At 71.1% G+C, this 25,263-nt stretch carries 21 protein-coding genes, 1 pseudogene and 1 riboswitch; of the genes and pseudogenes, 8 read left to right on the forward strand and 14 right to left on the reverse strand.

Translation table 11 applies throughout. From position 1 onward, the window contains the following. Nucleotides 1–179: 179 nt before the first annotated feature. On the reverse strand, nt 180–1,535 hold the full coding sequence (locus tag ACZ4EG_RS28905) for a metallophosphoesterase (protein WP_467792662.1): 1,356 nt from the start codon (nt 1,533–1,535) through the stop codon (nt 180–182). 16 nt (nt 1,536–1,551) lie between these two features. Continuing rightward, nucleotides 1,552–1,791 carry an SCO4848 family membrane protein gene (locus tag ACZ4EG_RS28910; RefSeq protein WP_316747584.1) on the reverse strand — a complete coding sequence of 80 codons (240 nt, stop codon included), beginning with the start codon at nt 1,789–1,791 and terminating at the stop codon, nt 1,552–1,554. A 91-nt stretch (nt 1,792–1,882) separates the two neighbouring features. On the opposite strand from ACZ4EG_RS28910, the gene ACZ4EG_RS28915 reads away from it, so the two are divergent. Continuing rightward, entirely contained in the window at nt 1,883–3,157 is a 1,275-nt protein-coding gene (locus ACZ4EG_RS28915; RefSeq protein ID WP_467792663.1) for a D-alanyl-D-alanine carboxypeptidase family protein, read from the forward strand. Here the strand turns inward: ACZ4EG_RS28915 and ACZ4EG_RS28920 are convergent. From ACZ4EG_RS28920 to ACZ4EG_RS28935, 4 genes are read right to left on the reverse strand one after another with little or no spacing between them, the layout of a single operon-like run. Beyond that, the gene (locus ACZ4EG_RS28920; RefSeq protein WP_467792664.1) at nt 3,102–4,013 is read right to left on the reverse strand and encodes a YihY/virulence factor BrkB family protein; all 912 of its coding nucleotides are present in this window, start codon (nt 4,011–4,013) and stop codon (nt 3,102–3,104) included. The genes ACZ4EG_RS28915 and ACZ4EG_RS28920 overlap by 56 nt on opposite strands. Next, nucleotides 4,001–4,429, reverse strand: a complete 429-nt coding sequence (locus ACZ4EG_RS28925) for a GtrA family protein (protein WP_467792665.1) — start codon at nt 4,427–4,429, stop codon at nt 4,001–4,003. The genes ACZ4EG_RS28920 and ACZ4EG_RS28925 overlap by 13 nt, the downstream gene beginning before the upstream one ends. After that, nucleotides 4,426–5,388 carry a decaprenyl-phosphate phosphoribosyltransferase gene (locus ACZ4EG_RS28930; protein WP_453551078.1) on the reverse strand — a complete coding sequence of 321 codons (963 nt, stop codon included), beginning with the start codon at nt 5,386–5,388 and terminating at the stop codon, nt 4,426–4,428. Before ACZ4EG_RS28930 ends, ACZ4EG_RS28925 begins: the two co-directional genes overlap by 4 nt. Beyond that, the gene (locus ACZ4EG_RS28935; RefSeq protein WP_467792666.1) at nt 5,381–5,890 is read right to left on the reverse strand and encodes a phosphatase PAP2 family protein; all 510 of its coding nucleotides are present in this window, start codon (nt 5,888–5,890) and stop codon (nt 5,381–5,383) included. The genes ACZ4EG_RS28930 and ACZ4EG_RS28935 overlap by 8 nt, the downstream gene beginning before the upstream one ends. Nucleotides 5,891–6,024: 134 nt before the next feature. Here ACZ4EG_RS28935 and ACZ4EG_RS28940 point away from each other — a divergent pair, with 134 nt between their 5' ends. Both ACZ4EG_RS28940 and ACZ4EG_RS28945 read left to right on the forward strand, forming a co-directional pair. Further along, nucleotides 6,025–7,380 carry an FAD-binding protein gene (locus tag ACZ4EG_RS28940; protein WP_453551084.1) on the forward strand — a complete coding sequence of 452 codons (1,356 nt, stop codon included), beginning with the start codon at nt 6,025–6,027 and terminating at the stop codon, nt 7,378–7,380. A gap of 37 nt (nt 7,381–7,417) precedes the next feature. Beyond that, nucleotides 7,418–8,173 (forward strand): decaprenylphospho-beta-D-erythro-pentofuranosid-2-ulose 2-reductase, encoded by a 756-nt coding sequence (locus ACZ4EG_RS28945; RefSeq protein ID WP_390710098.1) that lies wholly within the window; start codon nt 7,418–7,420, stop codon nt 8,171–8,173. Between the two features lie 105 nt (nt 8,174–8,278). On the opposite strand, the gene ACZ4EG_RS28950 is transcribed toward ACZ4EG_RS28945, so the two are convergent. The 3 genes from ACZ4EG_RS28950 to ACZ4EG_RS28960 form a co-directional block, all read right to left on the reverse strand. Beyond that, nucleotides 8,279–8,863 carry a 2'-5' RNA ligase family protein gene (locus tag ACZ4EG_RS28950; RefSeq protein WP_467792667.1) on the reverse strand — a complete coding sequence of 195 codons (585 nt, stop codon included), beginning with the start codon at nt 8,861–8,863 and terminating at the stop codon, nt 8,279–8,281. Nucleotides 8,864–9,036: 173 nt separating this feature from the next. Beyond that, a complete protein-coding gene (trpS, locus tag ACZ4EG_RS28955) occupies nt 9,037–10,050 on the reverse strand; it encodes a tryptophan--tRNA ligase (protein WP_390710100.1) in 1,014 nt (337 codons plus the stop codon). Nucleotides 10,051–10,128: 78 nt separating this feature from the next. Further along, nucleotides 10,129–11,592 carry a glycine hydroxymethyltransferase gene (locus tag ACZ4EG_RS28960; RefSeq protein ID WP_467792668.1) on the reverse strand — a complete coding sequence of 488 codons (1,464 nt, stop codon included), beginning with the start codon at nt 11,590–11,592 and terminating at the stop codon, nt 10,129–10,131. Between the two features lie 32 nt (nt 11,593–11,624). Beyond that, a riboswitch (ZMP/ZTP riboswitch) is annotated at nt 11,625–11,714 on the reverse strand. Between the two features lie 100 nt (nt 11,715–11,814). Between ACZ4EG_RS28960 and rocD the strand changes: the two genes are divergently transcribed. Beyond that, a complete protein-coding gene (gene rocD, locus ACZ4EG_RS28965) occupies nt 11,815–13,029 on the forward strand; it encodes an ornithine--oxo-acid transaminase (RefSeq protein WP_467792669.1) in 1,215 nt (404 codons plus the stop codon). Here rocD and ACZ4EG_RS28970 read toward each other — a convergent pair. Together ACZ4EG_RS28970 and ACZ4EG_RS28975 are read right to left on the reverse strand one after the other, a co-directional pair. Then, nucleotides 13,026–14,237 (reverse strand): glutathionylspermidine synthase family protein, encoded by a 1,212-nt coding sequence (locus tag ACZ4EG_RS28970; protein ID WP_467792670.1) that lies wholly within the window; start codon nt 14,235–14,237, stop codon nt 13,026–13,028. The genes rocD and ACZ4EG_RS28970 overlap by 4 nt on opposite strands. A gap of 14 nt (nt 14,238–14,251) precedes the next feature. After that, nucleotides 14,252–14,617, reverse strand: a complete 366-nt coding sequence (locus ACZ4EG_RS28975) for a hypothetical protein (protein WP_467792671.1) — start codon at nt 14,615–14,617, stop codon at nt 14,252–14,254. Between the two features lie 124 nt (nt 14,618–14,741). Between ACZ4EG_RS28975 and ACZ4EG_RS28980 the strand changes: the two genes are divergently transcribed. Continuing rightward, nucleotides 14,742–15,599 (forward strand): DMT family transporter, encoded by an 858-nt coding sequence (locus tag ACZ4EG_RS28980; protein ID WP_453551611.1) that lies wholly within the window; start codon nt 14,742–14,744, stop codon nt 15,597–15,599. Nucleotides 15,600–15,611: 12 nt separating this feature from the next. On the opposite strand, the gene pdxR is transcribed toward ACZ4EG_RS28980, so the two are convergent. After that, nucleotides 15,612–17,000 carry a MocR-like pyridoxine biosynthesis transcription factor PdxR gene (gene pdxR, locus ACZ4EG_RS28985; protein ID WP_467792672.1) on the reverse strand — a complete coding sequence of 463 codons (1,389 nt, stop codon included), beginning with the start codon at nt 16,998–17,000 and terminating at the stop codon, nt 15,612–15,614. Nucleotides 17,001–17,047: 47 nt separating this feature from the next. Between pdxR and ACZ4EG_RS28990 the strand changes: the two genes are divergently transcribed. Beyond that, the gene (locus ACZ4EG_RS28990) at nt 17,048–17,551 is read left to right on the forward strand and encodes a carboxymuconolactone decarboxylase family protein (RefSeq protein ID WP_453551101.1); all 504 of its coding nucleotides are present in this window, start codon (nt 17,048–17,050) and stop codon (nt 17,549–17,551) included. 3 nt (nt 17,552–17,554) lie between these two features. On the opposite strand, the pseudogene ACZ4EG_RS28995 reads toward ACZ4EG_RS28990, so the two are convergent. Beyond that, nucleotides 17,555–17,797, reverse strand: a pseudogene (locus ACZ4EG_RS28995) (hypothetical protein); the annotation flags it as partial. Nucleotides 17,798–18,310: 513 nt separating this feature from the next. Here ACZ4EG_RS28995 and ACZ4EG_RS29000 point away from each other — a divergent pair. Together ACZ4EG_RS29000 and ACZ4EG_RS29005 are read left to right on the forward strand one after the other, a co-directional pair. After that, nucleotides 18,311–22,960 (forward strand): RICIN domain-containing protein, encoded by a 4,650-nt coding sequence (locus tag ACZ4EG_RS29000; RefSeq protein ID WP_467792795.1) that lies wholly within the window; start codon nt 18,311–18,313, stop codon nt 22,958–22,960. Between the two features lie 118 nt (nt 22,961–23,078). After that, nucleotides 23,079–24,242 carry a DUF6183 family protein gene (locus ACZ4EG_RS29005; protein WP_467792673.1) on the forward strand — a complete coding sequence of 388 codons (1,164 nt, stop codon included), beginning with the start codon at nt 23,079–23,081 and terminating at the stop codon, nt 24,240–24,242. Between the two features lie 69 nt (nt 24,243–24,311). Here the strand turns inward: ACZ4EG_RS29005 and ACZ4EG_RS29010 are convergent, their stop codons facing one another. Continuing rightward, a complete protein-coding gene (locus ACZ4EG_RS29010; RefSeq protein WP_467792674.1) occupies nt 24,312–25,262 on the reverse strand; it encodes an ABC transporter substrate-binding protein in 951 nt (316 codons plus the stop codon). Nucleotide 25,263 lies beyond the last annotated feature (1 nt).

Genomic DNA, 25,263 nt, shown 5'->3' on the forward strand with positions numbered 1-25,263 from the left:
CAGCCTGGCCCTACCCAAGGCCAGCACAAAAGTGCCACTCCCCTAAGTGGCGCGGCTCACCTAATCACACGTGTTTCAACCGGGGGAAGAGCAATCTGGCGAGATGAGAAAGAACTTACCGGGCGCTTGTTTCCGGTGAATTTCACAGCGCTTTCACAGTTACGTCCCGCGAATGCGGGTCACGCCTGTCTCGACGCCAGCTCGATCACCGTGATGTCCGACGGCGCCCCGACCCGCGTCGGCGGCCCCCAGGCGCCCGCGCCCCGGGACACGTACAACTGCGTGTCGCCGTAACGGTCCAGGCCCGCGACGGTCGGGTTGGCGGCGGCCGCGACGAAGTTGCCGGGCCAGAGCTGCCCGCCGTGGGTGTGTCCGGAGAGCTGGAGGTCCACGTGGTGCTTCGCGGCCTCGTGGACCTGGACCGGCTGGTGGGCCAGGAGGACGACGGCTCGTGAGGTGTCGCGGTCGCCGAGCGCCCTGGTGAAGTCGGGGCCCTGGCCCTCGCTCTCACCCGCCAGGTCGTTGACGCCGGCCAGATCGAAGGCGGGCAGTTCGGTGCGGGCGTTCTCCAGCGGGTGCAGCCCGAGCCGCCGCACCTCCTCGACCCACTGCGCGGCGCCGGAGAAGTACTCGTGGTTCCCGGTGACGAAGTACGCCCCGTGCCGCGCGCTCAGCCGGGCCAGCGGGGCGGCCGCCGGGCCGAGGTCCTTCACGCTTCCGTCGACGAGATCACCGACGACCGCGATCAGGTCGGGCTGGGTCGCGTTGATCGTGTCGACGACCTTCTGCGCGAAACCCCGGCCGAGGACGGGGCCCAGGTGGATGTCGCTGACGACGGCGATCCTGAATCCGTGCGCGGACCGCGGGAGTTTGGCCAGCGGGACCGTGACACGCTTGACGCCCGGTCCGCGCAGCACGCCGTACGTCCCGTATCCGACGGTCGCGACGGCGACGGTGGCAGCGGCTCCGCCCACGACGCGGGAGACGAAGAGGCGGCGGGTGAAGTCGGAGGCTTCGGGGGCGGCGGGGCTGTCGGGAGCGGGCGGCCCGGCGGCCGGGCTGTCGGGAGCGGGACGTACGGCGGTGGGTGCGGCGGCTCGGGGTGCGCTCGCCGAGGGGGCGTTCGCCTCGCCCCGGACCGCGCCCTCGGCCGACGCGGCGACGCTCGCCGTCTCGGGCTCCGGTTCTTCGGCCGCGGGCGCCCGCGCGGGGGCTCGCTTCTCGATGAGCCGTCGCAGCAGGGGCCGTACGGCCTCTCCCGCCACCACCCCCAGCATCAGGTACAGCCACAGCGCCATCCACAGGAAGCCCGGCCAGGCCAGGGTGCGCTGGAGCCAGAAGGGGGCGCCGGAGCGTTCGGCCACCAGCGCCATGATCATCAGCGTGGGACCGGCGACGAAGACGACCGTGCCCAAACGGCGGGCCGGGCCCCGGCGGCGGGTCGTGTCGCGGACCAGACGGCGCCAGAGATACCGGTGCAGCCCCGCCACGACGGCCAGGACAGCCAGGGCGACCAGGACGAAGACGATGACCAAGCTGCCGTATCCCCCGCTATGACGTCCGGCGCAGTGCGCGCAGTCCGCGCAACCCGATGACCCCGATGACCGTCCCCAATACGAAGGAAACGACCGCCAGCAGCAGGTGCACCCAGAAGTAGGCCGTCGGGTGGCCGTCGTCGAAGGCGAGTCCGCTGCTGTCCTTGATCAGATTCTTGACGAAAGTGACCCAGATGACCCAGCTCCACACCCCGAAGGCGAGCAGGAACCAGGAGACCGGGCGGCTGAGCTTCATGCACCCAGTATCGCCGTCGGCTGTCCGGATCCGCGCCCGGGGTGGGAGGGCGCGCGGGACTTCGCGATCCACTGAAGGTACGTTCTCGATCGTGCCCGCACCCAAGAAGACCGGTAAGCGATCCTTGCTGCTCGCTTCCGCCACCTTGCTGTCCCTTTCACTCACCGCGCCCGCCGCCCTCGCGGCCCCGCGCCCCTCGACGAGCCCCTCCGCCACTCCCCCGGCGCACATGTCGGCGGTCGGCGGTGCCCGCCTCGGCCAGGCCGGTACCCAGGTCAACCTCGGCAGTGGCGTCCCCGTGCTGCCCAAGGACCTCACCGCGCGCTCCTGGATCGTCGCCGACGCCGAGTCCGGCGAGGTGCTCGCCGCGCACAACCCGCACTGGCAACTGCCCCCGGCGAGCACGCTGAAGATGCTGTTCGCCGACACGGTCCTGCCGAGGTTCCCCAAGTCGACGAAGCACAAGGTGGTGCCGTCCGACATGGCGGGCATCGGCGCCGGTTCCAGCATGGTCGGGATAAAGGAGGACGAGACCTACACGGTCCACGACCTGTGGCTCGGCGTCTTCCTGCGCTCCGGCAACGACGCCGTGCACGTGCTGTCCGCGATGAACGGCGGCGTCGAGCAGACCGTGAAGGACATGCAGGCGCACGCCGAGGAACTGCAGGCGCTCGACACGCACGTGGTCAGCCCCGACGGCTACGACGCGAAGGGACAGGTCTCCTCTGCGTACGACCTGACCCTGTTCGCCCGTTCGGGGCTGCAGAAGAAGGACTTCCGCGAGTACTGCTCGACCGTGCGGGCGGCGTTCCCGGGCGAGACGACCAAGAAGAAGGGCAAGTCCGTCCGCGGGACCTTCGAGATCCAGAACACCAACCGGCTGCTCAGCGGGGACAGCGACGTCCCCGTCTACCAGGGCATCGCCGGCGTGAAGAACGGCAACACCACCAACGCGGGCGCGACCTTCACCGGAGTGGCCGAGCGCGACGGCAGGGTGCTGCTGGTCACCGTCATGAAGCCGGAGAAGAGCGAGCACAACGAGGTCTACAAGGAGACCGCCAAGCTCTTCGACTGGGGCTTCAAGGCGGCCGGCAAGGTCACGCCGGTGGGCGAGCTGGCGGCGCCGAAGAGCGCCGCGCAGCCCAGCGCCCAGCCGAGCACCACGGCCGCCAACGGGAAGACCGGCGGCACCGGGAGCGGCGGGTCCGCGAAGCCGGTGGTGAGCGCCTCCGCCGGGGGCGGCGGCATCGGCATCGCGCTGGCGGTCACCGGTGGACTGCTGGCGCTGCTGGCGAGCGGGGTGTTCCTGGTCAACCGCCGGTGGCCGCTGCCGGATCTGGTGCGCCGCCGGTCGTCCCGTCCGTGAGCGCCGTCTCCTCGCTCTCCGTCGCCGTCCAGGCGGCGGAGAACAGGACCAGTTTCGAGGTGAAGTTGATCCACAGCAGCAGGGCCACGGGGACGCCGAAAGCGCCGTACATGCTCTTGGTGGCGACTCCCTGGATATAGCCGCTGAGCAGCAGTTTCAGCAGCTCGAAGCCGACCGCGCCGATCAGCGCCGCGACGAGCAGGCGGCGGCGCGGCGGCTCGACGCCGGGCAGCAGGGTCAGGACGTAGAGCAGCAGCAGGAAGTCGGCGAGGACGGCGACGGCGAACGCGGCCGTCCGCAGCAGGACGCTGCCCCAGCTCGCGCGGCCGATGCCGAGCTGGTCGCTGATCCAGCCCACCATGGCGGAGGCGACGGTGGAGACGGCGAGGGTGGTCAGGACCGCGCCGCCGAAGCCGACCAGAACGCCCGCGTCCTTGGCCGTGCGCAGCAGGGGGTTCTCCTCGCTGTCGGGCAGTTCCCACACCGCGCGCAGGCAGTCGCGCATCTGGCCGACCCAGCCGATGCCGGTCACCAGCAGAAAGGCGCCGGCGATGAGTCCGACGGTGCCGGCGTTCTGGACCAGGGCGTGGATGTCGAGCTGGTCGGAGATGCCGGGGACCTGGTCGGCGATCTTGTTCTGGAGATCCCGCTGCTGCGACTCGCTCAGGGTGGCGGCGGCGATCGTGGCGGCCACGGTCAGCAGCGGGAACAGCGCGATGAAGCTGATGAAGGTCATCGCGGCGGCCAGCCGGGTCCACTTCACCCGGTCCAGTCGCTCGTACGACCGCCACGCGTGCGTGGCCGTCAGGCGCGTGACGAGCGGCCCGATGACGGGGAGTTTCTTCAGCCAGTCCATGATCCGACTCTGCCCTCGTTGTGGAACACCCATGTCCGAGTACCCCAGAACCGCAGGACAGTGGCCAGCGCCATGCCGATTCCCGCCCCGGAGACGGTGTCGGCGCGCCGCGAGGTGAGGCCGAGGCCGTAGTGGCTGACGGCGAGACACAGGAGCTGGACCAGGGCGCCCGCGATGTTCACGGCGACGAAGACGGCGTACGGGCGCATGCCCCGCGGCTGTGTGTGCCGGTAGGTGCCGAGCGCGTTGCCGGTGTACGCGACCGTGCAGCCCGCGACGAAGGACAGCGCCTTGGCGGTGAGCGGGTCGAGGGCGGCCGGGCCGCGCAGCCAGGTGAACAGGGCGAGGTCGGTGACGTAGGCGAGGAGACCCACGGTGGCGAAGCCCAGCACCTCGGCCCGCTGCGCCCGGGTCACCAATTCGCCACCGCCAGGCCGTACATCGCCAGCCAGGCCGCTCCGATCAGGGCCAGGGCCCGGTCGTGCAGGACCACGTCCTCGGGCTCGCCCGCGGTGCCGCGGTCGGCGAAGACGGCGTATCTGAGGATCGCGAGGATGAAGGCGACCATCGACAGCTGCCGCCAGGGCAGCACGCTCGCGTGCGGCACACCGCCCTCCTCCAGGGCCCACATGCAGTAGGCGAGGACGGCGACGCCGGCCGCGAGCTGCCAGACGAAGCGGAGGTAGCCGGTGGTGTACTCGGAGAGCAACGCGCGCGTGGCGCCCGCTTTTCCGGCCATCTGCAGGGCTTCGGAGTAGCGCTTGGCCGACACCATGAACAGCGCCCCGAAGCCGGTGGTGATCAGGAACCAGCGGGACAGCGGGATGCCGAGCGCGACCCCACCGATCATCGCCCGCATCAGGAAGCCGGTGGTGACGACGACGAGGTCGACCACCAGGACGTGCTTGAGACTGACGCAGTACGCCAGTTGTACGCCGATGTAGGCCGTCAGGAGCGCCGCGACGACGGGTGAGGTCAGCCAGGCCGCGGCGGCCGGCGCGAGGACGGCCAGGGCGCCTCCGGCGGCGTAGGCGACGGGCACCGGGACCTGTCCGGCGGCGACCGGGCGGCGGCACTTGGTGGGGTGGGCGCGGTCGGCCGCGGCGTCGCGGGCGTCGTTGATCAGGTAGACGGCGGCGGCGCAGCCGGTGAACAGGACGAAGACCAGGCCGACCTGGACGAGGGCGTGCCGGGAGAAGATCTGCCCGGCGGCGGCCGGGGCGGCGACCACGAGGGTGTTCTTCACCCACTGCTTGGGGCGGGTGGTCTTCAGCAGGCCGGTGAGGACGGTGGCGGTGCGCACGCGCGCGGGTGGCTCGTGGTGGGTGCGCTGCTCCAGGAGGGCCGATTCCGTGAGGGGCGCTGTCTCAGTCATGGGCGCTCCCCCTCATCCAGCGCGCCCCGAGCCGGGCCGTGAGCGCCCCCAGCGCCGCGCCGGCGGCCACGTCCGTGGGGTAGTGGACGCCGACGACCAGGCGGGAGAGACACATGGCGGCGGCGAGCGGCGCGATCCCGTAGGTCCCCAGCGCGCCGAAGGCGACGGCGGCGGCCGCGGAGGAGGCGGCGTGGGAGCTCGGGAAGGAGTGCCGGCCCGCGGTGCGCACCAGGGGTTCGATGTGCAAGGGGCGCGCACGGCGCACTAGCCGCTTCACGCCCATGCTGGCGAGGTGTGCGCCCGCCACGAGCGCTGTGCCGCGCAACCAGGAGCCGCGCCGGGTGCCGTCCACGGCGGCTCCGACGAGTCCCGTCCCGAGCCACAGGGCGCCGTGCTCACCGGCGAGGGACAGGCCGCGTGCGGCGGAGGCGACGCGCGGAGCGGTGCCGCAGGCATGCAGTGCAGAAAGGATTCTGTGGTCCAGGTCGTCGAAGTCGTCCATGTGGACTCACTGTTCACGTCGACCGCCGCCAGCACTACGACAATATTGTGCGACATACCATTAATCACCCATTTCGGGGATGGGCGTAATGTTCCATAACCAATCGCCCATATAAGGGCGATACGGTCACCGCCATGTCCGAAGACACGGTGTCCGTCACCGGCTGGGGCCGCACCGCCCCCACCGCCGCCCGGCTGATCCGCCCGCGGAGCTACGAGGAAGCCGTGGCCGCCGTCCGGAACTGCGGGGCCCGGGGCAGCATCGCGCGGGGACTGGGGCGGGCGTACGGGGACGCCGCGCAGAACGCCGGCGGGTCCGTCATCGACATGACGGGTCTCGACCGCATCCACGCCATCGACGCCGACGGCGGCACCGTGCTGTGCGACGCGGGCGTGTCCCTGCACCGGCTGATGGAGGTGCTGCTGCCGCTCGGCTGGTTCGTACCGGTGACGCCGGGCACCCGTCAGGTGACGGTCGGCGGGGCGATCGGCGCCGACATCCACGGCAAGAACCACCATGTCTCCGGCTCCTTCTGCCGCCACGTGCTGTCCTTCGAACTCCTGACGGCCGACGGCGAGATCCACGCGGTCGGCCGCGGCACGCCCCTGTTCGACGCGACCGCGGGCGGCATGGGACTGACCGGGGTGATCCTCACGGCCACCATGCGGCTGCTGCCGGTCGAGACCTCGTACCTGTCGGTCGACACCGAACGCGCCACCGACCTCGACGACCTCATGGCCCGTCTGACGGCCACCGACCACCGCTACCGCTACTCGGTCGCCTGGATCGACCTGCTGGCCCGCGGCGCGGCGACCGGGCGCGCGGTGCTCACCCGCGGCGACCACGCGCCCCGGCAGGCCCTGCGCAAGGGCACACGCGCGTGGCGCCGTCCGCTGTCCTTCCGCCCCCGGCAGCTCCCGGCCGCCCCCGCGCTCGTCCCCGACGGGCTGCTCGGCCGTACCTCCGTGGGACTGTTCAACGAACTCTGGTACCGGAGGGCGCCCCGCGCGCGCAGCGGTGAACTCCAGCGGATCTCCGCCTTCTTCCACCCCCTGGACGGAGTGCCGCACTGGAACCGGATCTACGGCCGCGGCGGCTTCGTCCAGTACCAGTTCGTCGTCGGGTACGGCCAGGAGGAGGCCCTGCGCCGGATCGTCCGCCGTATCTCCGAGCGCCGCTGCCCCTCCTTCCTGGCCGTCCTCAAGCGCTTCGGGGACGCCGACCCCGGCTGGCTCTCCTTCCCGGTGCCCGGCTGGACCCTCGCCCTGGACATTCCGGCCGCGCTGCCCGGCCTCGGCGCGTTCCTCGACGAACTCGACGAGGAGGTCGCCGCGGCGGGCGGGCGCGTCTATCTCGCCAAGGACTCCCGGCTGCGCCCGGACGTGCTCGCCGCGATGTACCCCCGGCTCGCCGACTTCCGGGCCCTGCGCACGGAACTGGACCCGAGCGGGCTCTTCGTCTCGGACCTGGCCCGACGTCTCGGCCTCTGAGTCCACACCAGCCGTTCCGATCCCCCAAGGAGCTGTCGTGAAGGACGCCTTCGGCATCCCCCAGTCCGTGCTCGTCCTCGGCGGCACGTCAGAGATCGCGCTGGCGACCGTGCGCAGGCTCGTCGCGCGCCGCACCCGCACGGTGTGGCTGGCGGGCCGCCCCTCTCCCACCCTTGAGGAGGCCGCCGAGGGACTGCGCTCCCAGGGGGCGGACGTCCGCACCGTCGCCTTCGACGCGCTCGACCCCGAGTCCCACGAGAGTGTGCTCGGCAAGGTCTTCGCCGAGGGCGACATCGACATGGTGCTGCTCGCCTTCGGCATCCTCGGCGACCAGGCGCGCGACGAGCGGGAGCCGATGAACGCCGTGCGCGTCGCCCAGACCAACTACACGGGCGCGGTGTCGGCGGGCCTGGTGTGCGCGCGGGCCCTCCAGTCCCAGGGGCACGGCTCCTTGGTGGTGCTGTCCTCGGTCGCCGGTGAGCGCGCCCGCCGCTCGAACTTCATCTACGGCTCCAGCAAGGCCGGCCTCGACGCCTTCACCCAGGGCCTCGGCGACGCGCTGCACGGCACCGGCGTCCACGTCATGGTCGTACGCCCCGGCTTCGTACGCTCCAGGATGACGGCCGGTCTCGAGGAGGCACCGATGTCCACCACACCGGAGGAGGTCGCCACGGCCATCGAACTCGGACTGCGACGGCGCACGGAGACGGTGTGGGTACCGGGACTGCTCCGCCTGATCATGTCGGCCCTACGCCACGCACCACGGGCGGTGTTCCGCCGCTTGCCGATCTAGCACGGTCCACTGCGAGCGCCCCAAAGGGGCGCGGGGAACTGCGCGACCAGCCACGACGGCGCCGCACACAACCGACGACCCACCCCGGCACAACCAGCGAAGCGCTCAGCGGCTGGCGATCGTGCCGCGTTCCACGTCCGCGTGGCCGGCCTGTGGGGGTACCACCGAGGCGCCGAAGGTGAACTCCCGGAGCTTGCGCCACACGCCGTCGGGGCCCTGTTCATAGAGCGCGAAGCCCGTGCAGGGCCACTCGGCGTCGTAGTCGGCGAGTTCCTCGAAGGCGCGGTCCATCGCCGCGTCGTCGATGCCGTGCGCCACCGTGACGTGCGGGTGGTACGGGAACTGCAGCTCGCGTGCCACGGGACCGGAGGCGTCCCGGACCCGCTTCTGCAGCCGGGCGCAGGCCTCCGCGCCCTGGACGACCTTCACGTACACCACCGGCGACAGCGGCCGGAAGGTGCCGGTGCCGGACAGCCGCATCGGGAAGGGGCGGCCGGCCGCGGCGACCTCGGTCAGATACGCCTCGACGGCCGGCAGCCCGGTGGCGTCGAGCTCCGTCGGCGGCAGCAGGGTGACATGGGTGGGGATGCCGTGAGCCGCGGGGTCGCCGAAGCCCGCGCGCCGCTCCTGGAGCAGGCTGCCGTGAGGCTCCGGGACCGCGATCGACACGCCGATCGTTACGGTCCCCACGTCGTCTCCTGTCGTCGTGTCCGGTGCGCTGCCGGATGCGCTGTCGAGTGAGGTGTCTGGTTCGTACTCAGCCGTCCGGCTATCGACTGTAAGGCCACGGCTGTGTTGTGGGCAGGCGCAGCCGGAGTGATGTACAGCGCTCTGCCCGACGTACGTACGTGCGGTCGTACGCCTCAGTGCTTGGCCGGCAGGAAGCCCACGCGGTCGTACGCCTGGGAGAGGGTCTCCGCGGCGACGGCCCGCGCCTTCTCCGCGCCCTTGGCCAGGATCGAGTCGAGGGTCTCGGGGTCGTCCAGATACTGCTGGGTGCGCTCCCGGAACGGGGTCACGAACTCGACCATCACCTCGGCGAGGTCGGTCTTGAGCGCACCGTAGCCCTTGCCCTCGTACTTCTGTTCCAGTTCGGCGATACCCGCACCCGTGAGCGTCGAATAGATCGTGAGCAGATTGCTCACGCCCGGCTTGTTCTCGGCGTCGAAGCGGACCACGGTGTCCGTGTCGGTGACGGCGCTCTTGACCTTCTTCGCGGTGATCTTCGGGTCGTCCAGGAGGTTGATGAGGCCCTTCGGCGTGGACGCCGACTTGCTCATCTTGATCGACGGGTCCTGGAGGTCGTAGATCTTCGCCGTCTCCTTGAGGATGTACGGCTTCGGGACGGTGAAGGTCTGGCCGAAGCGGCCGTTGAAGCGCTCGGCGAGGTCGCGGGTGAGCTCGACGTGCTGACGCTGGTCCTCGCCGACCGGGACCTCGTTGGCCTGGTACAGCAGGATGTCCGCGACCTGCAGGACCGGGTACGTGAACAGGCCGACGGAGGCGCGGTCGGCGCCCTGCCTGGCGGCCTTGTCCTTGAACTGGGTCATGCGGGAGGCCTCGCCGAAGCCGGTGAGGCAGTTCATGACCCAGGCGAGCTGGGCGTGCTCGGGCACATGGCTCTGGACGAAGAGCGTGCAGCGGTCCGGGTCGAGGCCGGCCGCGAGGAGCTGGGCGGCGGCCAGCCGGGTGTTGGCGCGCAGCTCCGCGGGCTCCTGCGGGACCGTGATCGCGTGCAGGTCGACGACCATGTAGAACGCGTCGTGGGTCTCCTGCAGGGCCACCCACTGGCGGACGGCACCGAGGTAGTTGCCGAGGTGGAACGAGCCTGCGGTGGGCTGGATTCCGGAGAGCACGCGGGGACTGTCAGAGGCCATGCTCATCATTCTCTCAGAGCGCGGCCGCCACCCGGAACGGGTCCCGGGCAGCCGCGGGGGCCGCCCGGGGTGCCGGGGTCAGCCGAGGTCGATCTCGGGGTACAGCGGGAAGCCCGCCACCAGGTCCGTCGCCCGCTGGGCGATCTCCTCCGCGGTCTTCGCGTCCAGGACGTGGGCCGCCTTGGACGGGGCGCCCGACTTGGTGGTGCCCGGCTCCGTCGTCGTCAGGACCCGGTCGATCAGGCCGGCCACCTCGTCCATCTCGGCCGTGCCCAGGCCGCGCGTGGTCAGCGCCGGGGTGCCGATGCGGATGCCCGAGGTGTACCAGGCGCCGTTGGGGTCGGCCGGGATCGCGTTGCGGTTGGTGACGATGCCGGACTCCAGGAGCGCGGCCTCGGCCTGGCGGCCGGTGAGGCCGTAGGACGTGGCCACGTCGATCAGGTTGAGGTGGTTGTCCGTGCCGCCGGTCACCAGGGTCGCGCCCCGGCGCATCAGTCCCTCGGCCAGCGCCCGGGAGTTGTCGACGATGCGCTGGGCGTAGTCCTGGAACGCGGGCTGCCGAGCCTCGGCGAAGGCGACGGCCTTGGCGGCCATGACGTGCGGGAGCGGGCCGCCGAGGACCATCGGGCAGCCGCGGTCGACCTGGTCCTTGAGGGAGTCGTCGCACAGGACCATGCCGCCGCGCGGGCCGCGCAGGGACTTGTGGGTGGTCGTGGTCACGATCTGGGCGTGCGGGACCGGGTCGAAGTCGCCGGTCAGGACCTTGCCCGCGACCAGGCCCGCGAAGTGGGCCATGTCGACCATGAGGGTCGCGCCGACCTCGTCGGCGATCTCGCGCATGATCCGGAAGTTCACCAGGCGGGGGTAGGCCGAGTAGCCCGCCACGATGATCAGGGGCTTGAACTCACGGGCCGACGCACGCAGCGCCTCGTAGTCGATCAGGCCCGTGGCCGGGTCGGTGCCGTAGGAGCGCTGGTCGAACATCTTGCCGGAGATGTTCGGGCGGAAGCCGTGGGTGAGGTGGCCGCCGGCGTCCAGGGACATACCGAGCATGCGCTGGTTGCCGAAGGCCTGGCGGAGCTCGGCCCAGTCGGCCTCGGAGAGCTCGTTGACCTGGCGGACGCCGGCCTTCTCCAGGGCGGGGGCCTCGACACGCTGGGCGAGGACGGCCCAGAAGGCGACGAGGTTGGCGTCGATGCCGGAGTGCGGCTGGACGTAGGCGTGGCGGGCGCCGAACAGCTCCTTGGCGTGCTCGGCGGCGAGGGACTCGACGGTGTCGACATTGCGACAGCCGGCGTAGAAGCGGCGGCCGATGGTGCCCTCGGCGTACTTGTCGCTGAACCAGTTGCCCATGGCAAGCAGGGTGGCCGGGGAGGCGTAGTTCTCGGAGGCGATCAGCTTGAGCATCTCGCGCTGGTCGGCGATCTCCTGCCCGATGGCGTCGGCGACGCGCGGCTCGACGGCGCGGATCACGTCGAGGGCGGCTCGGAAGGCCGTCGACTCGGTGGAGAGAGGCGCGGGGCTGGCGGAATTCTCGGGCATCGGGGACCTCCGGACGTGACATTCGGCGTACTCGGCTCGGCCCAGGCGCACGGCACTGTTTCCCGCTCGGGCCGCTCCCCGATGGTCTGTCCCATCCCAGCGCGCCAGTTACGGCCCGCTGGTCAGCCTACCGGGCGCGTCGGATTCGGCAGGTCCCACGTCCACCATGCGAGCGAGGATAAGAAAGGGACGAACCCGACTCTCTGGCCCTCTGGAGATCCCGTGAACGCTACGGAGACGCTCATCGCCGCCGCGGACGCCCACAGTGCGCACAACTACCACCCGCTGCCGGTGGTCGTGGCCACCGCGGACGGCGCCTGGATGACGGATGTCGAGGGGAGGCGGTATCTCGATCTGCTGGCCGGGTACTCGGCGCTGAACTTCGGGCACGGGCACCCGCGGCTGGTGGCGGCGGCCAAGGCGCAGCTGGAGCGGGTGACGCTGACGTCCCGGGCGTTCCACCACGACCGGTTCGCCGCGTTCTGCACCGAGCTGGCGCAGCTGTGTGGCATGGACATGGTGCTGCCGATGAACACGGGCGTGGAGGCCGTGGAGACCGCGGTGAAGACGGCTCGGAAGTGGGGCTACCGGGTCAAGGGGGTGCCCGCGGAGATGGCGAAGATCGTGGTCGCGGGCGGCAACTTCCACGGCCGTACGACGACCGTGATCAGCTTCTCCACGGACCCGGAGGCACGGGCGGACTTCGGGCCGTACACACCGGGCTTCGAGATCGTGCCGTACGGCGACCTGACCGCGATGCGGGAGGCGCTCACCGAGAACACGGCCGCGGTGCTGCTGGAGCCGATCCAGGGCGAGTCGGGGGTGATCGTGCCGCCGGAGGGTTATCTGCCGGCGGTGCGGGAGCTGACGCGGGAACGGAACGTGCTGTTCGTCGCGGACGAGATCCAGTCGGGGCTGGGCCGGACCGGGCGGACCTTCGCCTGCGAGCACGAGGGCGTCGTACCGGACATGTATGTGCTCGGGAAGGCGCTGGGCGGCGGGATCCTGCCGGTGTCGGCGGTGGTGTCGAGCGCGGAGGTGCTGGGGGTGTTCCGGCCGGGCGAGCACGGGTCGACGTTCGGCGGGAATCCGCTGGCCTGTGCGGTGGCGCTGGAGGTGATCGCGATGCTGCGGACCGGCGAGTACCAGGCGCGGTCCGCGGAGCTCGGCGCGCATCTGCACCGCGAGCTGGGCGCGCTGCTCGGCACCGGCACGCTCACCCGGGTGCGGGGGCGCGGGCTGTGGGCCGGGGTCGACATCGCCCGGGGGGCGGGGACGGGACGGCAGGTGTCGGAGCAGCTCATGGACCGGGGTGTCCTGGTGAAGGACACGCACGGCTCGACGATCCGGATCGCCCCGCCGCTGGTCATCAGCAAGGAGGACCTGGACTGGGGCCTCGACCAGCTCCGCGGCGTGCTGGGTGTCCAGGCGTCCTAGAGGATCACATGGGGCAGGAAGCGGGCGTACTCGTCCGTGATCAGGCCCGAGGACTCGCGGATGCCCAGTCCGGCCGACTCGTCCTCGACGACCCAGGCGCCGAGGACGACGTGGTTGCCTCCCCCAGAGCCAACGCCTGGGGGGACCCCCAGGGCGGGGAGCGGGGCCAGCTGCTGGTAGCAGCAGGGCTCCTCGCGCGGGACGGGCTCCGTGCCGGGCTCGTGGACGGTCACGCCGGCGCCCTCCCGGCCCAGGAGGGGCTTGGCGACGTAGCCGGTGGTCGACGCGAGCTCGCGCGGGCCGTCGAGGTAGGAGGGCAGGAGGTTGGGGTGGCCGGGGTACAGCTCCCAGAGGATCGCCAGGAGGGCCTTGTTGCTCAGCAGCATCTTCCAGGCGGGCTCGATCCACAGGGTGCTGCCGGTGCCGCCGCCGTTGTCGAGGGTGTCGAGGACATGGCCGGCGAAGGCGTCGGTGGTGAGCCACTCCCAGGGGTAGAGCTTGAAGCAGCTGCGGATGAAGCGGAGCCGGTTGTCGACGAAGCGGCCGGAGAGCGGGTCCCAGCCGATCTCCTCCATGGAGATCCAGTCGGTGTCCAGGCCGGCCTGCTGCGCGGTCTCCTTGAGATAGGCGACGGTCATCAGGTCCTCGCCCAACTCGTCGTCGGAGGAGTGCGCGAAGTACAGCGGGCTGCCGGGCGGGAGGAGGGCGGCCTGCTTCTTCCAGGCGGCGACGAGGCGTTCGTGGAGGGAGTTCCACTGGTCGGCGCCGGGGAAGCGGTCCTCCATCCAGAACCACTGGGGTGAGGCGGCCTCCACCAGGGAGGTGGGCGTGTCGGCGTTGTACTCCAGGAGCTTCGCCGGGCCCGTGCCGTCGTAGCGGAGGTCGAAGCGGCCGTAGACGGACGGGAGTTCGGCGCGCCGCCGCCAGGCCTCGGTGACCGCCTGCGCGATACGCGGGTCGGTGATGCCGAGGTCGGCGAGGCGGTCTTTCGCCACGATGTGCTCGGCGGCCGCCAGGCACATGCGGTGCAGTTCCTCGACGGTCTCCTCCAGCGCCTCGACCTCGTCGAGTGTGAAGGCGTAGTACGCGCTCTCGTCCCAGTACGGGCGCAGGGAGCCGTCGGGGTGGCGGGTGAGCGGGTAGATCAGCCCCTGTTCCTCGACGATCCGCTGCCAGCCGGGGCGGGGTTCGATCGTGCGGCGTTCCATCTCGCGTGTCCCGTTCAGCCGCCGGAGCTGCCCTTGCCGCCGCCGAAGCCGCCGCGGTGGACGCCGCTGTGGTGGCTGTCGTCGTCCGAGGAGCCGCCGCCCGAGCCCTTGCTCGGCTTGGTGAAGGAGCCGCCGTCGGCCCAGCCGTTCTTCTTCTTGCCGCCGTAGTACCAGGCGCCGTTGACGGAGACCTTGCTGACCTTGGTGGACTTGCAGTTCTTGTCGGAGACGACCTTGTAGCCCCTGGCGAGGTTGTAGCTGTCGCGGTCGACGCAGCGCTTGTCCGGTTCGGACGAGCAGGCGGTGAGGGCCGCCGCGAGGAGACCCATGCCGCCGAGGACGACGGTTCCGGAGCGCAGTTGCCGGCGTGTGCTGGCCATGTTCGTGTGTCCCCCGTTGGCTGATTTCTTGTCGCTGTCCCGTCAGCCTAAAGATCGGTAAGAGCGGCACCCCAGGGACCCCCGGGTTTTCCCGCTCCCCTACAGTCGCTTTGTGCTCTTTGGAATGCTGTGCGCCCTTGGCGCGGCGGTCTGCTTCGGTACGGCGACGGTGTTGCAGGCGATGGCCGCGCGGGAGGCCGCCGACACCGGTGGGGGCGGGGACGCGGCGCTGCTGCTCCGGGCGCTGCGGCAGTGGCGGTATCTGGCCGGGCTGGCGCTGGACGGGCTCGGCTTCCTGCTGCAGATCGCGGCGCTGCGGTCGATCCCCATCTACGCGGTCGGCGCGGCCCTCGCGTCCAGCCTCGCGGTGACGGCGGTGGTCGCGGCGCGGCTGCTGCGGGTGCGGCTGAGCGGGGTGGAGTGGGGCGCGGTCGCGGTGGTGTGCGCCGGGCTGGCGATGCTGGGGCTGGCCTCCGGGACGGAGGGGGACCGGTCCGGCTCGGCGGCGCTGAAGTACGCGATGCTCGGGACGGCGGTGGGAGTGCTGCTGCTCGGGACGGTCGGCGGGCGGCTGCCGGGACGCGGGCGGGCTTTGCTGCTCGGGCTGGGAGCCGGGTTCGGGTTCGGGGTGGTGGAGGTGGCGGTGCGGCTGATCGACTCGCTGAAGCCGTCCGACCTGCTCACCAACCCCGCGACCTATGCCCTGCTCCTCGGCGGCGGCGCCGCGTTCCTGCTGCTGACGTCGGCCCTGCAGCGCGGTTCGCCGACGACGGCCACCGCCGGGATAGTGATCGGGGAGACGATCGGCCCGGCCGCGGTGGGAGTGGTGTGGCTCGGGGACCGTACGCGGGAAGGGCTGACCTGGCTGGCGGTGCTGGGCTTCGTGGTGGCGGTGGCGGGAGCGCTGCTGCTGGCGCGCTTCGGCGAGGCCCCGACGGCGGACACCGCCCCCGTCGCCGAACCGACCCGGCCGCGCTCCTGACACGCTGACGCATCACGGCAGCACCCGGCACAACGCCTCCAGCGCCCCCGCCCACGCATGGTCCGGCGGTGTCCCGTAGCCGACGACCAGGGCGTCCAGCGGCTCCGTCGTGGCCTGGGCGTGGCGGTAGAAGGCGAGTCCGTGCAGGGCGAGGCCCTGCCAGGCGGCCGCCTGGACGACCGACGGCTCGGTGCCGGGCGGCAGGCGCAGCACGGCGTGCAGACCGGCCGCGATACCGGTGACCCGGACCTCGGGCGCGCGGGCGGCGAGGGCCGCGACGAGGGCGTCCCGGCGGCGCCGGTAGCGCAGCCGGGCGGAGCGCACATGACGGTCGTACGCCCCGGAGGTGATGAACTCCGCCAGGGTCAGCTGGTCCAGCACCCCGCAGTTGTCGACCAGGCCCTTGGCCGCCACGCACTCCTCCATGAGGGACGGCGGCAGCACCATCCAGGCCAGCCGCAGGCCGGGGGCGAGGGACTTGCTGGCGGTGCCCAGGTACACCACGTGGTCCGGGTCCAGGCCCTGGAGCGCGCCGACCGGCTGGCGGTCGTAGCGGAACTCGCCGTCGTAGTCGTCCTCCAGGACCAGCCCCCCGGTGCGCCGCGCCCAGTCCACGACCGCCGCCCGCCGGTCGGCGCGCAGGGGTGTGCCCATCGGGAACTGGTGGGCCGGGGTGAGCAGCACGGCCCCGGCGTCCGGCAGGGCACGGGTGTCCGTGGCGCGTGCGTCGTACGGCAGGGGCCTGGTGGTCAGTCCGGCCGCCGTGAGCAGGTCCCAGTGGACGAAGAGGCCGTACGACTCGACCGCCACCGTGTGTGCGCCGCGCGCCCGCAGCACCGTGCCGAGGATCCTCAGCCCGTGGGAGAAGCCCGCGCACACCAGGATGCCGTCGGGAGCGGCGCGCACGCCCCGGGCGCGGGAGAGGTAGCCGGCCAGGGCGGTGCGCAGTTCGGGGCGGCCGCGCGGGTCGCCGTAGCCGAGGGCGTCGGAGGGGGCGGCCGTAAGGGCGCGGCGGGCCGCCCTGAGCCACTCGGTGCGGGGGAAGGAGGCGAGGTCGGGGGTACCGGGGACCAGATTGTGGGTGGGGCGGCCGGGGGCGCGGGGCCACGGAGCCGTATCGCTGGGCGGTACGACGGCTCGCTCGGCGACCCGGGTCCCCGACCCCTGCCGTGCGGTGAGCCAGCCCTCCGCGACCAGGTCGCCGTACGCCTCGGCGACGGTGTTCCGGGCGATGCCGAGGTCGGCCGCGAGGGTCCGGGAGGACGGCAGCCGGGTGCTCGGGGCGAGCCGTCCGCCGCGCACGGCGTCGCGCAGGGCGTCGGTCAGCCCACGGCGAAGCCCACCCGCGCCGGAGGGCTCCAGATGCAGATCAACCCCGAAAGTGGCCCAAGGTCTCCCCATGGAAATGGACCATACCCCTGGGCCGCCTGCTCCATAGAGTCGAAGGCATGGACAACGAACCGACCGACATCCAGTACGCCGCGGAGATCACCCCTCGCCTTCAGTGGGCCGAGCACGCCCCGGGCGTGTACAAAGCGATGATCCACCTGGAGACCGCCGTCCGCCGGGGCCTGGACGACCCCAAGCTGTACGAGTTGGTGAAGATCCGCGCGTCGCAGCTCAACCACTGCGCGTTCTGCCTCGACATGCACACCAAGGACGCGCTGGCGGCCGGCGAGAGCGTCGAGCGGATCGTGCAGCTGAGCGCGTGGGAGGAGTCGCGGCACTTCTACACGGAACGCGAGTTGGCCGCGATCGAGCTGACCGAGGCGATCACGGTCCTGACCGACGGCTTCGTCCCGGACGAGGTGTACGACCACGCCGCCAAGCACTTCGACGACACGGAGCTGTCCCACCTGATCGCCGCGATCACGATGATCAACGCCTGGAACCGCTTCGGCGTGAGCACCCGCATGACACCGGGGCACTATCAGCCGGGGCAGCACGGCTGAGGCGTCGACCTGGAAGGTGCTGAGGAAGACCGGCAGTTGCTCAGCGGTGCCGCCGGCCCGGAAGGCCGCCTTGAACGCGGCGAGAGCCGCCGGGTCCGCGGTGCGGAAGTTGACGCGCAGCAGGCCGAGACGTAGCCGCGGCGGCATCACGGCGACCGCCGCGGCCATGACGCCATTGATCGAACCGGGTGCCGCAGCCGACCCTTCGGGGTCCTGCGGCGCCTGGTGGGCGCGCGGACAGTCGGCCGCGGGGCACAAGACCATCACAAAAGCCCGGCTGCTGACGGGCCCTGCTCATCGCAGCCGGCCGGTGACCAGCGCTGATGCCCCGGGCGAGCCAACTCGACCGTCAATTGGGGACTTTACGTGTGCATGACGTGCGCATATGGTGTCTGCGCATGACCGGGCCTGACCTGCCCGCGTCCGTGCACATCCATCAGCGACCGGGGGAACACCGTCGCTCACGGGGAAAGTTCGCTTCGTCATGCCGCCGTACCCGTTCGTACGGCTTCTGGGCTGCTCCCGGCACGCATCCCCCTTGACGAAGACAAGGATGCCTCTTTGCGTTCCACACGATGGTCCCGCCTGGCCAGATCACGCAGTTCAGGGTTTGTGACCACCTCCGCCGTGGCGTTGGCGGTGCTGGCCGGGTTGGCGGTCCAGCCCGGCGCGTCGCCGCTGCGGGGCCAGCCGGTGAGCGACTCCTACCCCTGGTACGAGGACACGGCTGCCGAGCAGTTGCGGCAGGACCAGTGCCTGATGGCCGACGTGCTGCGGCTCGGCGGCACGTCGATGGCCGCCACCGCGCAGGACGGCCTCAACCAGCCGCCGGAGAAGCTGCATGTCGCGGCCGACCGGAAGAACTGGGAGAAGACACCGCTGGCCGTCGCCTACAAGACGGACAAGGACGCGGCGAGCAAGGAGGGCGCGGCGCTGTCCGCGCTCCAGGAGTCCTGGAAGAAGCCGCTGGACGGTCTGGAGACGCCGGGCGGGTTCACCGTGACCGGGTTCCACTGGCCGCCGGGCACCGGTAACGACGGTCAGCAGTCGTTCTACGGGCAGACCGGTCTGACGTCGTGGATCTCCGACCGGTACTGGCGGACCGACTCCGACTTCTACGACGACGAGACCCCGGCGGCCGACGAGAAGACCCTCGCTGCCGTCGACCAGGTGGGCGCCTCCCTGTACGGGCAGGACCCCAGCTCGGTGGGCAAGACCCGGGAGGAGTTCAACCAGGCGCTGGCCGAGCACGCCGCGTTCGAGTGGATGCACGGCCGTCCCAGTGCGAACCCGGGTGCGGACGACGCGCGGATCTTCCTGGCCTCGGGCGGCTTCCCGCGCACCGCACCGCAGCCGGGCACGCCCGAGTACCGGATCGCGGTGGAGGACGTGAAGTCCCGCTTCGCCGCGTGCGGCTGGCGTGATCCGCTGGATCCGAACGGTGTGCTGGACGACATCACCTCCACCGCGGCCGGCGAGTGGCAGCAGGAGATCGCCTCCCAGGCCACCCAGCGCAACCAGATCCTCGACGCCAACAAGGCAGCGGTCGACGCGCTGACCAAGGGCACCAAGGCCCTGGGCGAGATGCTCGGGCACTCCTGGATCGCCGACCACGCCACCCGCTGGCAGGACTACTGGTCGGCGGGCGGTGCCGGATACATCGGCGACGCCCCGCTGACCATCGAGATCCCCGGCGCCAAGGGGAAGTGCCTGGACGTGGAGGGCGGCGGCACGGCCAACGGCACCGCGGTCCAGGTCTACACCTGCAACGCCGGCTCCGCGCAGGAGTGGCAGTTGCGGGGCACGTACGACGGCGGCTACGCCCTGGCGAACACCAAGTCGCAGAAGTGCCTGGAGGTGGCCGGCGGCAAAAACGCCGACGGCACGAAGATCCAGATCTCGAGCTGCAACGGCAGCAAGGCGCAGCAGTGGGACTTCGATCTGCGGGCGGCGGGCGTGTTCCGCAACGCCGCGACGGACAAGTGCCTGAACCTGCCCTCGTTCGACAACAGCAAGAACTCCTCGCTGCTGACCTGCAACAGCTCGGCCTCGCAGAAACTGCGCGTCGTGCCCAAGGGGCACACCGGCGACGCTAGTTTGAGCTACCCGGACAAGGCGCAGTTCACCCAGGCGAAGAACGGGGTGAGCGCCGCCCAGACCGGCGCGAAGGCCCAGCTGGCCGTGCTCAAGGCGCAGTTGGCCGCCGCGCAGAAGGCCGCGACCAGTTCGGACACCGCGCTGCAGACCGCCTACAACACCGCGGACGCCAATGGTGCGCCGAGGGGTCGGGGTCTGCTGGTGGGTCAGCAGAAGGCGCAGGTGACCAAGGGTGCGGTCGCGGCTCTGACGGCGTTGGTGAAGGCCGGTGAGACGGCCGAGGCCGCCACCCGTGCTGCCGCCGGGGACAGTGCGACCATCGCGCAGCGTGCGCTGGCGCAGGCCGCGCAGGCCAAGGCGGAGTTCCGCAAGGAGGCCGCGAAGACGGCCGAGTTCCAGGCCAAGGCGGCCGCGGACGCGGCCAAGGTGCACCGCGACAACGCGAAGAAGGACAAGGAGACCGCGGAGGCCAAGCTCGCCGTCGCGCTCAAGGCCGAAGGTGACGCGAAGGCGGCCGCCGCCGACGCGCACGCCAAGCGGCTCACCGCGGAGGCCGAGGAGAAGACGGCCAAGGCCGAGAAGGAGACGGCTGCCGCCAAGCAGGCCGAGGCCGCCGAGCACAGGAAGAACGCCGAGGCCGAGGCGACCAAGGCCAGTGACGCCAAGGACCGGGCCGAGGCCGCCGAGAAGACCGCCCAGGGCAAGCGGGACGACGCGGTCAAGGCCAGGGACCACGCCAAGGCCATGCGCGACGACGCCTGGGACGCGCGGCAGGAGGCCAACGCCAAGCGAGCGAAGGCCGACGCCAAGGAGGCCTACGCCGACAAGCTCAGCTCCGGTTCCGCGGCAGAGGACGCCCGCGCGGCCGCGAACGAGGCGGACAAGGCCGCCGACGACGCGGAAACCGCGGCGGACAAGGCCGGTTCCGAGGCCAATGCCGCCACCGAGGCCGCAGCCGCGGCGGACGCCGCCGCCACCCGCGCCGAGGCGGCCGCCAAGCGCGCCCGCGCCGCCTCCGACGCCGCCCAGGCCGACAAGCTCAAGGCCGACGCCGCGGTGAAGACCTCGACGGCCGCGGTCGCCGACGCCATCAAGGCGTCCAAGGACGCCGCCGCCGAGGCCCAGACCGCGGTCAAGCTCGCCGACGAGGCCGAACAGCACGCCAAGGACGCCAGGACCCAGGCCGACGCCGCCAACGCGGAAGCCGTGAAGGCCATCGCCGCAGCGGCCAAGGCCGCCGGCTTCGCCCATGTCACCGCCCAGGCCGCCGTCGACGCCGCCAAGGCCGCCGAACAGGTCGCTGCCCCCGCCAACGACGCCGTCCAGCTCGGCTCTCCGTACGTCGACACCGACTCCGCCGCCGGCCTGGTCGTCCTGACCGGACAGGCGTCGAAGTCGATCGCGGAGCAGCAGCAGGCCGTGGCCCAGGCGCACGCCGGCAACGCCGCCGCCGAGGCCCAGGCCGCCAAGAACCTCGCCGACCAGGCGAAGGGCGACGCGAAGGAGGCCTACCAGCACGCCGCGAACGCCGCCCAGTACGCGGCCGACGCCCGCACCTACTCCAAGGACGCCCTCGGCTACGCGGCCGACGCCGCCACCGCCGCTTCCAAGGCGGCCGACTCACTGGCCCGCACCATCGAGTACGACAAGCAGGCAGCCGCCGACGCCGCGGCCGCCGACAAGGCAGCCGGCAACGCCGAGGGCTACGCCAAGGACGCCCGCGACTCCGCCGACCAGGCCGAACTCGACGCCTCGGCCGCCCGCGCCGCGGCCACCCAGGCCGAACAGGACGCCAAGGACGCCCGCGCCGCCGCCACCCGCGCCGACACCGCCGCCACCGAAGCCGAACAAGCGGCCAAGGACGCCGACAAGTACTCCACGGAGGCCCAACAGGCCGCCACGGAAGCGGAGGCGGCTCAGGCAAGCAAGAACGTCAAGAACGGCTCGGGGACCGGTGTCGGCGGGGTCTTCTCCGTCATCGACGAGATCAGGCAGCGCGGGGAGCCCGAGCGCCTCCCCAACGAGTGCCACGACGTCGTGGTCTGCGACAAGATCGTGTACGTCGCGCACTTCGACGCGGTGGTCAGCTTCTACCTGTGCGCAAACCCCGACGTGCCCGCCACCCCGGCCGGCTGCCCGGTGGACGACACGTACTTCCTGAAGACGGTCACCATCAAGGACCAGACCAAAACGGTCAAGATCTCCACGTGGGACGCGACCGTCGACGTCTGGAAGGGCATCGCCAAGTCGATCAAGGGTGACTTCACCGGCTGCTACCACAAGGCCTTCGGCGGCGGCGAGGGCAGTGCGAGCGACTGCTTCTGGGCCGCGACCTGGCTCCCGCTCGGCGGGCCCATCGGCAAGGTCGCCGATGCGATCCGCGCCGTGGACGCCGCCATGCGCACCGGCATCGGCGTCGCCGACGCGATGAAGGCACTGCGTGCTCTGGACATCGACGCGGAGGCGTTGGCGAGCATCGAGCGGTCGGTGAACGCCTACGAAGAGTCCCGCATGGCATGCCGGCCCAACAGCTTCCCCGGCGCCACGCACGTGTTGATGGCCGATGGCACGACCAAGGCGATCAAGGACGTCAGGGCCGGTGACGCGGTCCTCGCCACCGATCCCGGAAGCGGCCGGACCGCGGGCCGCGCTGTCACCGACACGATCTACACGCCGGACGACACCGACTTCGCCGACATCACGATCGACGCCGGCCGGTCACGGATCACCGCCACACAGCATCACCCGTTCTGGTCGCCCAGCGCCCACCGCTGGATCGACGCCGGCGATCTCAGGCCCGGCCAGACGCTGCGCACGAACAGCGGCGCGACCGTCACCGTCGTAGGCGTCCACCGCTACCAGCGGCTGCACTCCGCCTACAACCTGAGCGTCGCCGAGATCCACACCTACTACGTGCTGGCGGGGACCACGCCGGTTCTCGTGCACAACACGTTCTGCCCGATCGGTTTCGCCGACCTGGGCGGCGGCAGGCTCCAGTCGCCCGGCGGGCTGATCTACGGCCTCGACAGGAAGTTCGGCAACAAGATCGACCACGTGCTCGCCCACACGGTGCCCGATGCCTCCAGAGCGACGCACACGGTGTTCATCGAGAAGGACCCCGGCAAGGTCCTCGCCCTGGTGGACGAGGCGTGGGCCATGCAGAGCAAGGCGATAAAGGATCCCGCGGACGCCTTCAGGTTCGTCTTCCCGATGGGAAGAGCCATCGGAACCAGGGGCGAGAAGTATCTGCAGATTGCGGTCAATCCGCAGACCAAGGAGATTCTGAGCGCCTATCCGGTGGCCGCGCCGTAGCGGTCCGCGCCGCGTCGTAGAAGAAGCGGAAGAACGGGACCGGGCCGGCGCCACATGGCGCCGGCCCGGTCCTGACTCGATGAGCGTGAGGCAAAGTGATTCCACCATGCACAGCGACATGACTCAGCGGATCAGAGAACTGCTGGACAGTGACTTCTCGGCCGCGTCCGCACTTGGCGACGAGATCCGGCATCGGGTTTCGTCCGGAGACTTCGAGTGGGCGACGCTGCTCGGCGCGGAGCTCGCCCGGCGGGCCGCCCGCAAAGGCGCGGATGCATCCGAACACGCCTTCCTGCTCGACCGGTTGCAGACGGCCCTTGCCACCACGGCGGGACAGCAGAGCCTGCGTGCTTTGCTGTGTCTGCCAAGCAGCCTGCAGGCCGGAGGGCCGGCTCGGACCAGGGCCGAGCGGCGCCTGGCCCACCTCGTGGCCCTGGGGCATCGGCCTGCGGACATCGTCCCGGTCGTCTACGGCGAGCAGCTCGGCACCGCGGCGTCGGACGAGTTCAGGGCCTGCCTGCTGCAAGAGCTGGTACTCGTGGGCGTCGCAGTCCTCCAGTACCCGCTTCTGCGGTCCTTCGGCGAGGCGCTCGTGACCGAGGAGCATCCGCTCGCGCCCCTGCCGCTCCGCCTGCTGCCGGCGGAGCGTGCGCTGCTCAGGCCGACGCACGCTCCGCACGACTGGACGTGGGCCCTGCCCCCGGCAACGGTGGAGAAGCACAGCGACCAACCCGAACTCCATGTCTCCCCGGAGATGCGCCGGCGCAGTGCCTCGGTCGATCCGGCGGACATCACCGTTCCGGAGGTGGCCGAGGCCATGAGCGCTGCCGTGCGGCACTGGCTCGACGAGTCCAACGGCATGGTCGCCGCGCAGGAGTTCTGGTCCGCGTCGCCTGTCTCACCGGACGACTTCGCAGCCGTCTTCGAGCGGCTGCCACTCACCGCATGGCCCACGGCAGAGACCAGGGCCCGGCTGCACCCGGCCACCTCCGACAGGGTGCTGCGGGTGCTGCTCACCGCGGCGGTGCGCAGCCCCGCCTACGGCAACGGCATGTTCGGTGCGTATGGGCGGCTCGCCGCCTGGCGCTCCCTCGGCGGCCTGGTCGGCGCCGCCCCGGACGCGCCGATCGAGCACACGGCCATGCTGGTCGAACAGGCACACTGGTTCATCGCCGACGCCTCGTCGGACTGGTTCCAGCAAGTGGCCTGGGACCTCGCCGTGGCCGCCCTGCGACCGGGCGGGCAGGAGATCGCGGTCCTCGCTGCCACGGACACCGACTGATTCCTGACACTCCCTCGCCCGCCGAATCCACACTGGGTTCGGCGGGCGAGGGACTTTTCACGACGCGCGTCAGGAAAGCCACGCCTTCCACACCGACGGATGGCTCCGCACCCACTGCTTCGCCGCGTCCTGCGGGCTCATCTTCTTGTCGGCGATCATCAGGGAGACCTCGTTCTGGTCCTCCGTCGTCCACTGGAACTTCTTCAGGAACGACGCCGCCTTGCCGCCCGACTCGGCGAAGTCCGTGTTCAGGTACTTCTGCAGCGGGGTGTGCGGGTAGGCGCAGGTGATCTTCTTCAGGTCCGCGTCGCAGCCGTCCTTGTACACAGGCAGCTTCACCTCGGTCATCGGGACCTTCTTGAACAGCCACTGGGGCGCGTACCAGTACGTCAGGAAGGGCTTCTTCTCCTTGGCGAACTGCTTGATCTGGGTGATCTGCGCCGCCTCGGAGCCGGCGAACACCACCTGGTAGTCCAGCTTGAGGTTGGTCACCAGCGCCTTGTCGTTGGTGACGTAGGACGGGGAGCCGTCCATCAGCTGGCCCTTGCCGCCGCTCTCCGCGGTGCGGAAGAGCGAGGCGTACTTGTTCAGGTTCCTCCAGTCCGTGATGTCCGGGTGCTGCTCGGCGAGGTACGTCGGGACGTACCAGCCGATGTGCCCGGTCACCCCGAGGTCGCCGCCGTGCGCGATGGTCTTCTTGTCGTCGACGTACCGCTTCTCCTGGTCGGGGTGGCCCCAGTCCTCCAGGATCGCGTCGACACGGCCCTGGCTGAGTGCGTCCCAGGCGGGGACCTCGTCGACCTGGACGGTGTCGACGCGGTAGCCCAGTTCGTGCTCCAGGAGGTACTGGGCCACGGCCACGTTGGACTGCGCACCCACCCAGGACTGCACGGAGAGCGTGACGGTCTTCGCTCCCTGGGCGTTGGCGAAGGGCGAGGCCTGCTTGGTCATGTCGGCGGCCCCGCACCCGGTGGTGAGGGCCAGCACGGCCACGGCGGCCGTGATCGTCGTACGGCGCATG

The sequence above is a fragment of the Streptomyces sp. NPDC025638 genome, from assembly GCF_055558775.1.